This window comes from Planktothrix sp. FACHB-1355 (assembly GCF_014748295.1).
GTDB lineage: Bacteria > Cyanobacteriota > Cyanobacteriia > Cyanobacteriales > Aerosakkonemataceae > Aerosakkonema > Aerosakkonema funiforme_A.
The window spans coordinates 1-11,065 of sequence record NZ_JACJUP010000085.1 but is presented as its reverse complement, the minus strand read 5'-3'; the positions used below and the strand labels follow the sequence as shown (position 1 = coordinate 11,065).

The following is an 11,065-nucleotide window of genomic DNA, read 5'->3' as shown; positions in this document are numbered from 1 at the left end:
GCGAACTTCTGACTGGCACTCTTTAGCCAAGCAGCGTTCGAGAAGTTTCACTCTGTAAACATAACAGAAGCGACGGGGATTCAATTCCAGTTTGGTTGTAGAACTGAATAAGGGCTGGTTGAGATACTGCCAGAGAGGGAATTTAACTGTGCCGTGTTTTGAAGCCATAAACAAAAAACAATATAGAAAATTTGGAAAAGATGCTGCGGTTAGTGCATCTATCTAGAGTCCCATTTTAGGGCGATTGATATCAAGATGCCAAAATTCACAGGCTGTTGTCTTGGTGACGATCGCGGAATGTATGGTGCAATTTTTACTTGGCTTATGTAATTTTACGGTGATAGCAGTAGACCGTTGTTACGCAATGCTACTGAAGAAAGGGTAGCTTTCAAGGCAGATTGAGGTGATGAGTCGATTGGCAACCGAGAATACGTGATGCGATCGCTACCGAAATCGAATTGCCAAAAAATAGGTGGGCAGTGCCCACCCTACGGAATTATTTGAGTTCGGGATGTTCGGTTTCCGGTGCAGGAATATCCAGCTGGTTAATAGCCGCAATCAGCTGGTACAATCTCCCGAAATCTCGCTGATTGAAGTACAAAGCAAGCCGAGGTAAGTCAAAAGTTTCATCCCCTGCTTCTTGGGGGAAAGCTTTAGTTTTTTCAATCCGCCCTTTGACTAAGATGTCGCGGAAGTTTTCGTTCAACCGCTCGGTATCCTCGTCTTTGAGCTCAGATTTGAGGCGAATGACGAATTGGTCGCCGACATAGCGACTGGAGTGGTAAACGCGATAGAAACTGGTGATGGCGGAGCAAGCTACATCCAAATTGTCTGTAATCGTGTAAACGCTGCGGTCTTCCGGGTTCACTAAACCGCGCTGTACCAGGTGCTTGTTAATGTAGGCATCCCAGTCTTTCCAATACTCCCCGCCAGGGCGATCGATCAAAATTAGAGGTACTGGCCCGTACTTGCCTGTTTGACAGAGTGTCAAGCACTCAAAAGCTTCATCTTGGGTGCCAAAACCACCGGGAAACAGACCTACAGCATCGCTTTCTCTCAAGAGAAACAGTTTGCGGGTAAAAAAGTATTTAAAGTGAATCAGTTTTGGGTCACCTGCAATGAATGGGTTTGCTTCCTGCTCAAAAGGGAGTTTGATATTCAGCCCAAAGGATTTTTCAGCACCAGCGCCTTCGTTCCCAGCCTGCATGATGCCGCCGCCTCCTCCTGTCATCAACATAAATCCCAGAGCGGTGACGCGACGAGCAAAGTCAACAGCTATCTGGTATTCCGCACTATCTGATGAGAGGCGAGCCGAACCGAAGATAGTGACTTTACGAACGTGCCTATAGGGATAGAATGTCTGGAATCCTCGCTCCAGGTCTTGTAAAGAAGCTGTGAGAATTTTCCAGTCCAGACGATCGATCTCACTCCCAGCAATTCGCAGGAGCGTAGCTAGGGACTGCTCAACCCATTTTTTGTGTCTTAGCGTCGGTAGCCGTTCAACTAACTCCGCCAGGTCTGCCGGGAGAGATTCGTGTGCGTTGAACGAGGGTGTAATAGTCATAATTTTTTTCGCACTGGCGGGTACTCTATTCTAGCGAGATTAGAGCGATTAGATTAAAAAGCGCCTTAGATCCTAATTTATCCAAGACGCTGACAAGACAAAGGTTATTTTACTTAGCACTTTTGGGCTGGTAGGAGGGAACTAGACTGATAAGAGCGTATTTCCGGACAAAAATGCCATAAAACCGGACGATAGCAGCATTTTTGACAATTGGATATCCAGCGATTTGGCCAATCGCCCCAATAGGATTATTCAAACGGTCGGACGAGCGATCGCTTTTCGATTAGAGATACTTCTCCAAAGTGTTGGAGAGAGTAGTTTTCGGAACTGCGCCGACTACCATATCAACCCTCTGACCGCCTTTGAAAATCATCAGCGTGGGAATGCTGCGGATTCCATATTTGCTGGCCACATTAGGATTCTCATCGGTATTTAGTTTGACGACCTTCACCTGGTCTTTGTACTGGTCTGCAATTTCATCGACGACAGGCGCAACCATCCGGCACGGACCGCACCAAGGAGCCCAAAAATCTACTAAAACCGGAATTTCGCTTTGAATTACTTCTTGTTCAAACGTAGCGTCTGTAACTTGTGCAGCTGCTGACATTCCTTGTCTTCCTTGCTGAATATTATCTTTAATTCCTTCGGAATTCTACCATAACCCAAGGAAAGGTTCTTTCCACCCTAAAGTATAGACATTTTTTAGGTTTATACCCAATAATCGATTAGCTGTCGGCTGCTTGCGGAAATCTACTTAAAATAAGGAACCGCCCGAACTTCAGTCCGGGCGGAGTGTGGTGTGAGGAGTGAACGGAAACATGCGTCTCCGCTATTTCTATTGTATGCGACAGATTCGCTTTTTCCAGGGATTTAGCAAGCTGCCCCGGAAAATTTCCCAAGTAAATTTGTTAAGTAAATTTACTTACCCATACCTAATTGTTGAGCTTTTTGGTAAAGCTTGCCTTCGGTTAACAGAGAGGGAGCGATCGCCACTTCGACCTGCTGCATTTCCTTGATATCCTTGGCTCCCAAAGTACCCATGCTGGTTTTTAGTGCGCCTAGCAGGTTGTGGGTGCCATCATCGAGTCCGGCTGGCCCGCGCAGAATTTGCTCGACAGTGCCAGTGGTGCCGACCCGAATGCGGGTGCCGCGAGGCAAAACAGGGCTGGGGGTAGCCATACCCCAATGAAAACCGCGTCCTGGTGCTTCTTTCGCTCTGGCAAAGGGTGAGCCGATCATTACTCCGTCAGCACCGCAGGCAATGCACTTGCAGATATCGCCGCCGGTGATCAAACCGCCATCGGCAATTACTGGAATATAATTGCCGGTTTCCCGATAATAGTCGTCGCGAGCTGCCGCACAGTCGGCAACGGCAGTCGCCTGTGGAATACCTACACCCAAAACGCCGCGAGAGGTACAAGCAGCACCGGGGCCAATGCCCACCAATATCCCGGCTGCGCCTACTTTCATTAAGCTAAGCGCGACTTCGTAAGTGACGCAATTACCCAAAATTACCGGTATGGGCATTTGGCGGCAAAATTCAGCTAAGTCGAGCGGTGTCACCGACTCCGGCGAAAGGTGAGCAGTGGACACGACTGTAGCTTGCACGAAAAATAGGTCTGCTCCTGCTTTGGCGACGATCGAACCGTACTTAGTTGCGCCTGCGGGAGTGGCGCTGACGGCGGCGATGCCCCCTTGGCTTTTAATTTCCTGTATCCGGCGTTCGATCAAATCCGGTTCGATCGGTTGTGCGTACAGTTCCTGCATCAGCGGCACAAACTCATCTTTGCCGACTGAAGCAATGCGGTCTAAAATTGGCTCAGGGTCAGCATAGCGGGTTTGGATTCCCTCTAAGTTGAGGACGCCCATCGCTCCCAGCTGGGATAGCAAGACTGCCATGCGGACATCTACCACCCCATCCATCGCGCTGGCAATAATCGGAATTTCTCGCTCTATGCCGCCAATGCGCCAGCGAGTGTCTGCCAAACTGGGGTCTAGGGTTCTAGTCCCCGGCACTAGCGCAATTTCATCAATACCGTAGGCTCGGCGAGCTGTCTTACCTCGCCCAATTTGAATTTCCACGCTCGACTTGTTCCCAAGACTATTTAAGCTAGGGTATCAAATTGCGAGGGAATTTGTGTTTTGGCGATCGGCTTGAGTTAAAGTTGGCTTGTCCAAAAGTGGCTCCTGAGTCTGCTTTTGGGGCGAGTGCGATCGCACACAGGGAAAGGGCGGCAACCGAGACAAGGAGGTTCGGCTAACTCAATCGATCGCAATTTTATCGCAACCCCTCTCGTGAGTGAGGACATTCTTAATTCTTGAAATCCAAGATTTATCACCTCTTCTTCCCCTGTAGGGGCGATCGCATTTGGGCGATAATTTTTCACTTTCACCAAAAGATTTCTCACCAAATGCGATCGCCCCTCCGACGCCCGACACCCTACGCCCTACCTATCAATGCCAGAAAACGAGGAACAACAAACACCAGAACTAAGCGAGTGGCGGTTAATCTTAGAAGCTGCTAACCGTAACAATGTCTTTTGTCATTGCCGTACTTGCAGCTATGAGTGGGTAACTTCCTCTGAGGATGTCCCTTGCAGTCGCTGTGGCAGCACCAATGTTCGCTATATTTTGTGCTGGCAATTTCCAGATGACTGAAACAGGGATACATTATCTGCTGTTGTTTGGCGATCGCTTCTATCTAAAGTTAGTTTTAATGTTACAACGATATGTTCTTCTGAATACAATTAGCCGTCTAGAACAGTAATTCAGTAATCCCATAAACTGGGTTTCTTTGGTTTGAAGCAACGAAATATCCAGCTTGGTAAAGAAAAAAAAATTAGTCGCTCATCTGTTACCATCAATACTAAATAGGTGTTCTATAATGCTTTAACAAAGCGGTAAGCAAGGGGGGGCTTGGCTAATGGGTCGGATTTTTTTGGAAATAGGGTTTTGCAAACCTAGCAAATTTTTCTAAAAAAATTATTTAGAAAAACATTTTTTCAATTGTTCTGATGGGTAACATCTGATGAAACCGCTCACTGCTCTTGATTTAGTCGTGCTAATTTATATGGAACAGCGTAAAATTTGAAAGTAAGTCAGTGACAGAGCAGTTAAGATGATTGTAATTCCCGGCTACGAGCTGATAGAAGTTATTCATCAAGGTGCTGCAACAGTCATCTATCGCGGCACTCGGCAAAAAGACCAAATGCCTGCGATCGTCAAAATCCTTATCGCAGAAAATCCGACTCTAGCCGATATCGCTCACATCAAACAGGAATACTCGATTCCCAAGAACTTAAACATAGAAGGTATTGTTAAACCCTTAAGCCTAGAAAATTATCAAAACCGTCTGGTTTTAGTCTTAGAAGACTTCGGAGGCATTTCTCTCAAAAAACTGAGCGAGCAAGGCTTTCTAGATCTAAGCACTTTTTTTGACTGCGCCCTGCAACTGGTAGAAACGTTGGGCCATCTGCATACACACCGCATTATTCATAAAGATATCAAACCAAAAAATATTATCGTAAATAGTAAAACTGGCATTGTCAAAATTACCGATTTTGGTATCGCCACCCAACTCTTTAGAGAAACTCAACAAATTAGCAATCCTGAGTTACTGGAAGGCACCCTTGCTTATATGTCGCCAGAACAAACCGGACGAATGAACCGAATTATCGATTACCGTACTGATTTTTACTCGCTGGGAGTAAGTTTTTATGAAATCCTCACCGGGACGCTTCCTTTTAATAGCAAAGAACCCTTAGAACTGGTTTACTCCCACATTGCCCAAACACCCACTCACCCGCACCAGCTAAACGCAGATATCCCGCCTGTATTGTCGTCAATTGTAATGAAACTTATGGCAAAAAATGCCGAAGAACGTTACCAAAGTGCGGCAGGGCTTAAAGCGGATTTAGAGAAATGTTTAAGCGCACTACAAAGTACAGGTAAAATTGACGACTTTGTACCCGGTAAAATGGACAAATCCGGGCAACTTTCCATTCCTCAAAAGTTGTACGGAAGAGAGTTAGAAGTTAAACAATTGCTGGATGCGTTTGCTCGCGTTGTCGGCAGTTCTGAATTTTCTGTTTGGCATTCTAAAATAGAAGAAAAAACTCAAAAATTAAACAAGGACGATGGCAACGATCGCCCTTATAAAATACCGAATACCCGTAGCGAGATGATGCTGGTCTCTGGTTACTCCGGCATCGGTAAGTCTTCCTTAGTTAATGAAGTCCACAAACCGATAGTACGCGAGCGAGGTTACTTCATTGCGGGTAAATTTGACCAGTTCAAGCGCGATATTCCTTATGCTTCTATTATTCAAGCTTTCCAAGATTTAATGCGACAATTGCTCACCGAAAGTACCGAAAAACTGCAAATTTGGAAGGACAAACTTTTAGCAGCGTTAGGAACAAACGGTCAGGTAATTGTCGATGTAATTCCAGAGGTAGAATTGATTATCGGCAAGCAGCCAGAAGTGCCGCAGTTAGGCCCAACTGAATCTCAAAATCGCTTCAACCGAGTGTTTCAAGATTTCATTCATGTTTTTACTCAACCTCAACACCCTCTCGTTTTGTTTTTGGATGATTTGCAGTGGGCTGATGCTGCTTCCCTAAAATTAATTCAACTATTAATGACAGAACAAAATAGTCAATATTTGTTACTCATTGGAGCTTATCGAGACAACGAAGTGAGTCCGGCACATCCGCTGATGCACACTATTTATGAAATTGAACAAGCAGAAGCGATTGTGAATAAGATTACGCTGTATCCTTTAGAAATAGGTCACGTTCGCCAAATAATTGCCGATACTTTGTACGACAGCGAACAGTCGATTGCTTTAGCCAATTTGCTGTTTCACAAAACTCAGGGTAATCCGTTCTTTTTAACTCAGATGCTCAAAACGCTGTACCAGGAACAGCTATTGTCTTTTGATTTTTCTAAAGGAATTTGGTTATGGGATATCGAACAGATTCAGGCTTTTGGAATTACCGATCTCGGTGTAGTCGAATTGGTTGCTAATAATATCCGCAAGCTGTCGCAGGCAACTCAAGAAGCTTTGAAATTGGCAGCTTGTATAGGCGATCGCTTCAATTTGGATATCCTGGCCATCATTAGCGAAAAACCCCTCTCAGAGGCAACAGAAAATTTGTGGTCAGCCTTGCAGGTAGGACTAATTTTGCCATTAAATAAAGATTACAAAATTCCGCGATTTTTTGATTCGGAAGAACTCAAAAATTTCAGCTTTGACAATTGCAGATTAGGCTATAGATTCCTGCACGATCGCGTACAGCAAGCCGCCTATTCCCTCATTCCCGACGCTCTCAAGCAGTCAACGCACCTGAAAATAGGTCAATTATTGCTACAAAACACGCCTTCAGAACAGATAGAAGCAAACATTTTTGACATTGTTAACCAGTTAAATATTGGGATTGAGTTATTGACAGAACCAAACCAAAGACACGAATTAGCTCAACTCAATCTTCTCGCTGGTAAAAAAGCGAAACAATCAACGGCTTACGAACCTGCCTTAAAGTATTTTACAGCAGGGCTGAACATCTTAGAAAACGATAGCTGGCTAACTCAGTATCAATTGACGTTAGATTTTTACTTAGAAAAAATTGAATGTAATTATATTATTCAGCACTTTGAAAAAGCGGAAAAATTAGTTTATCAAGCTTTATCACAAGCAAAAAATAACTTAGATCGAGCAAAGATTAATAGCATTCGACTCATTCACTACCAAAATAACGCTCGCTACGAAGAAGCGATTAGGGTTGGGTTATCAACTTTAGAGTTATTTGGCGTGACTTTACCTTATTCACCCAGTCAAACCGACATATTATCCACAGCAAAAAAAGTTAAAAAAAGTTTGGGCAAGAGAAAAATTGCTGACTTAATTGATGCACCTGAATTGGTGGATGAAGCATCAAAAATTGCGATTTTAATTTTAATTAATTTAGTGCCGCCAACCTACTTAATCAATCAACCTTTGCTGGCATTGAGCGTGTTGACAATGGTCAATATTTGCCTCAAACAGGGAAACACCAATCTTTCTGGATTTGTCTACGCTTGGTATGGCACGATGTTGTGCGGAAAATTTTACGAATACGAAACTGGATATGAGTTTGGAGTCATTGCTTTAAAAATTAACGATAAATTCCACAATACCAGTCTTAATGGGCGAATTTATATGTCCTTTGGCAACTTTATATTGCCTTGGAGAAAGCCACTCAAAGAAAATATTGAAATTCAGAAAAAAGCTTATAGCGCCGCAATGGCAGTGGGAGATTTTTCCTGGTGTCATCACAGCGCCTTATTCTGTTTTTGGCAAAGATTGATGATTTGTCAAAATTTGAACAGTCTCTTAGACGAATTTGACAATTATGTTGGTTTTGCTATAGATACCGAACCAACAGCGGGTTGGGCATTGAGAGTTCAACAAAGCGTTTTGTCGAACTTAACAGGAAAAACTGAAAGTAAATTTAGTTTAAGTTATGCAGGTTTTGATGAGTCTATCGCTTTAGAAACGTTTCAACAAACTGCTTACGCTTATGGCATAAGTACTTATTACTTTTCCAAAGCTTTTATTTATTTGATTTATGAAAATTATGCTGAAGCCGATCGGATGATAACCGAGGCGGAAAAGACGCTCGCTGTTGTAGATACGCAATTTCAATTAGCCCTGCACTACATTTACAAATCCTTGATTATATTAGGGCTTTATGCAAGTGCAAACTCGACAGAAAAAAAGGAATATTTGAGCGCTTTGCAAGAGAACTGTAAAAAGCTGAAAAACTGGGCAAATAATTGTCCGGAAAACTTTCTCCCGCACTGGTTATTAGTGGAAGCAGAAATATCCAGGGTAAGGGGAAATAACTGGCAAGCTACACAGTTTTATGACAGAGCGATCGCATCAGCTAAAGATAACGCTCTTCTGCCAACTGAAGCGCTAGCTTACGAGTGGGCAGCCAAATTTTATCTAGAATTTGAGAGAACAGAAATTGCAGAAACATACATGACTAAGGCACACTCCAGTTACAGTCGCTGGGGTGCAACTCGCAAAGTAGAAGATTTACAAAAAAAATATGCTCAACTAATTATTCCCAGTCGCGGCGTACCTATTTTATCATCCGATGTTAAAACGACGAGAACCTCAACTGCCAGCAGCGAAGTCTTAGACTTGTCAACAGTTCTCAAAGCTTCTCAGGCGATCGCTAGCGAAATTATCCTCGATAAATTACTGCAAAATTTGATGAAAATACTCATCGAAAATGCTGCGGCTGAAACCGGAGTTTTAATTCTTAACAAAGATAATCAATTGCTGATTGAAGCTACAGGTAACCACAAGCAAGATTCTGTCACTGTTTTGCAATCTATCCCGGTTAAAATCTCGGCAGATATACCGATTTCACTTATTAAGTATGTTGCCCGAACCAAGGAAGTCTTAGTTTTAAACGATGCGACGGCGGAAGATACTTTTAATACAGATGCTTACATCAAAAAGCGGCAACCAAAATCTATCCTTTGCACTCCTATTTTCCACCAAGGCGAACTCAGCGGCATTCTCTATTTAGAAAATAACTTAACCATCGGAGCATTTAACCCCAAGCGTCTGGAAGTTTTGAAACTTCTCTCAGCGCAAGCGGCTATTTCTATTCGCAATGCTGTGCTTTATCAACAGTCGCAAACTTACGCTCAAGCCGCAGAAACAGCCAACCGTGCCAAAAGTGAATTTTTAGCGAATATGAGCCACGAACTGCGTACCCCGCTCAACGCTATTCTGGGCTTTACACAAGTGATGAGTCGGGACTCATCTTTATCCTCAGAACATCAGCAACACTTACAAATTGTCAGTCGCAGCGGCGAACATCTTTTGTCGTTGATCGACAACATTCTGGAAATGTCAAAAATAGAGGCGGGTCGGCTCACGCTCTATGAAAGTAGTTTTGACTTAATTCGCCTCTTAGATACGCTCGAAAAGATGCTGCGACTGAGATCTGAATCTAAAGGATTAAAGCTAATTTTTGAGCTCGACGCAGACATTCCCCAATATGTAAAAACTGATGAGATAAAATTGCGATCGTGCTTAATCAATCTCCTGGGAAATGCCATTAAATTCACTGAGCGAGGAAGCGTTACGCTTCGCGTGAAAGGCAAAGGCAAAAATTACGTTCACAAGCAGAGCCAGTTACAGGTAAAAAGTCAAGATTATTTGATTTTAACTTTTGAGGTGGAAGACACTGGGCCGGGAATCGCTCCTGAAGAAATTGACTTGTTATTTGAACCGTTCGGACAAACAGAAACAGGTCGAAAATCTCAGCAAGGAACTGGATTGGGTTTACCCATTAGTCGCAAATTTGTACAGTTAATGGGAGGAGATATTTCGGTTAGCTGTGGGTTGGGAAAAGGCGCGATTTTTAACTTTGATATCCAGGTTGGTTTGGGAGAGGCGACTGAGATTGAGACAACACAACAAAAGTCTAAGGCGATCGGCTTAGCACCCGACCAAAGAGAATATCGCATCCTTGTGGTTGAGGATCGCTTGGAAAACCGCCTTTTGCTGACTCAGCTGCTGACGGAAATTGGCTTTGCAGTGCGATCGGCTGAGAACGGTCAAGAAGCCGTGACATTATGGTCGAGTTGGAAACCAGACCTGATTTGGATGGATATACGGATGCCTGTGATGAACGGATACGAGGCTACCAAACAGATTAGGGCGAGGGAGAAGGAAAAATGGGAAAATGGAGAGATGGGGATTCCCAGTTCGCAGTCGCCAACCATCATTATCGCCCTGACCGCAAACGCCTTTGAAGAAGACCGTCGCCTTGCTTTGTCAGTAGGTTGCGACGATTTTGTCCGCAAACCTTTCCAAGAGTCAGAAATTTTTGAAAAGATGGCTCAATATCTGGGTGTGTTATATCTGTACGAAGAAGCAAAATCTTTAAATGAAGAACTTAGCTCGACGGGAGGTGATTTACGAGAAAATACTGAAAGCAATCGTTTATCGAGTAGCATACCTAATTTAAAGGAAGCTCTCGCGCAAATGCCTGCTGAATGGGTAGCAAAATTGCACGCGGCAGCTATCTCTGCTAGAGAAAAAGAAATTGGGAAATTGCTAGAAGAAATTCCTCCAGAAAATATAGGTCTAGCTGAAGCGCTAGCCAAAAAAGTTCAAGATTTTCGCCTGGATCAAATAATAGATTTAACAAGCAATGTTTAGCGATCGCACTCAAGAAACTAGGGGAGATATTTTAATCGTTGATGATGTACCGCAAAACCTGCAACTTCTGTCGAGTATACTCACATCTCACGATTATGAAGTTAGGCGAGTCATCAATGGAAAACTTGCTTTAACTGTAGCCAGTTCCGATCCGCCCGATTTAATTTTGCTGGATATTATGATGCCAGATATGGATGGCTATGAAGTTTGCCAGCAGCTCAAAGCCAACGAAATTACCCGCGAAATACCGGTGATTTTCTTGAGCGCTCTCAATG

7 protein-coding genes are annotated in these 11,065 nt (G+C 43.7%); 3 read left to right on the top strand and 4 right to left on the bottom strand.

What is annotated here, in order from left to right:
• Positions 1-496: 496 nt before the first annotated feature.
• The 4 genes from H6S82_RS06405 to H6S82_RS06390 all read right to left on the bottom strand — a co-directional run bounded on the left by H6S82_RS06405 (position 497) and on the right by H6S82_RS06390 (position 4,003).
• Positions 497-1,564: an LOG family protein gene (locus tag H6S82_RS06405; protein ID WP_190464555.1), complete on the bottom strand. Its 1,068-nt coding sequence runs from the start codon at positions 1,562-1,564 to the stop codon at positions 497-499.
• Positions 1,565-1,847: 283 nt separating this feature from the next.
• Complete coding sequence (trxA, locus tag H6S82_RS06400) at positions 1,848-2,171, bottom strand: thioredoxin (RefSeq protein ID WP_190464556.1); 324 nt, start codon at positions 2,169-2,171, stop codon at positions 1,848-1,850.
• Between the two features lie 311 nt (positions 2,172-2,482).
• Complete coding sequence (locus H6S82_RS06395) at positions 2,483-3,646, bottom strand: GuaB3 family IMP dehydrogenase-related protein (RefSeq protein ID WP_190464557.1); 1,164 nt, start codon at positions 3,644-3,646, stop codon at positions 2,483-2,485.
• A 180-nt stretch (positions 3,647-3,826) separates the two neighbouring features.
• Positions 3,827-4,003: a hypothetical protein gene (locus tag H6S82_RS06390; RefSeq protein ID WP_190464558.1), complete on the bottom strand. Its 177-nt coding sequence runs from the start codon at positions 4,001-4,003 to the stop codon at positions 3,827-3,829.
• A gap of 18 nt (positions 4,004-4,021) precedes the next feature.
• Here H6S82_RS06390 and H6S82_RS06385 point away from each other — a divergent pair, with 18 nt between their 5' ends.
• From H6S82_RS06385 to H6S82_RS06375, 3 genes are all read left to right on the top strand, one after another.
• On the top strand, positions 4,022-4,222 hold the full coding sequence (locus H6S82_RS06385; protein ID WP_190464559.1) for a hypothetical protein: 201 nt from the start codon (positions 4,022-4,024) through the stop codon (positions 4,220-4,222).
• A gap of 460 nt (positions 4,223-4,682) precedes the next feature.
• Positions 4,683-10,790 (top strand): hybrid sensor histidine kinase/response regulator, encoded by a 6,108-nt coding sequence (locus H6S82_RS06380; protein ID WP_190464560.1) that lies wholly within the window; start codon positions 4,683-4,685, stop codon positions 10,788-10,790.
• Positions 10,783-11,065 (top strand): response regulator (locus tag H6S82_RS06375; protein ID WP_191056096.1); only part of this gene is annotated, 283 nt, incomplete at its 3' end. The genes H6S82_RS06380 and H6S82_RS06375, both read left to right, overlap by 8 nt.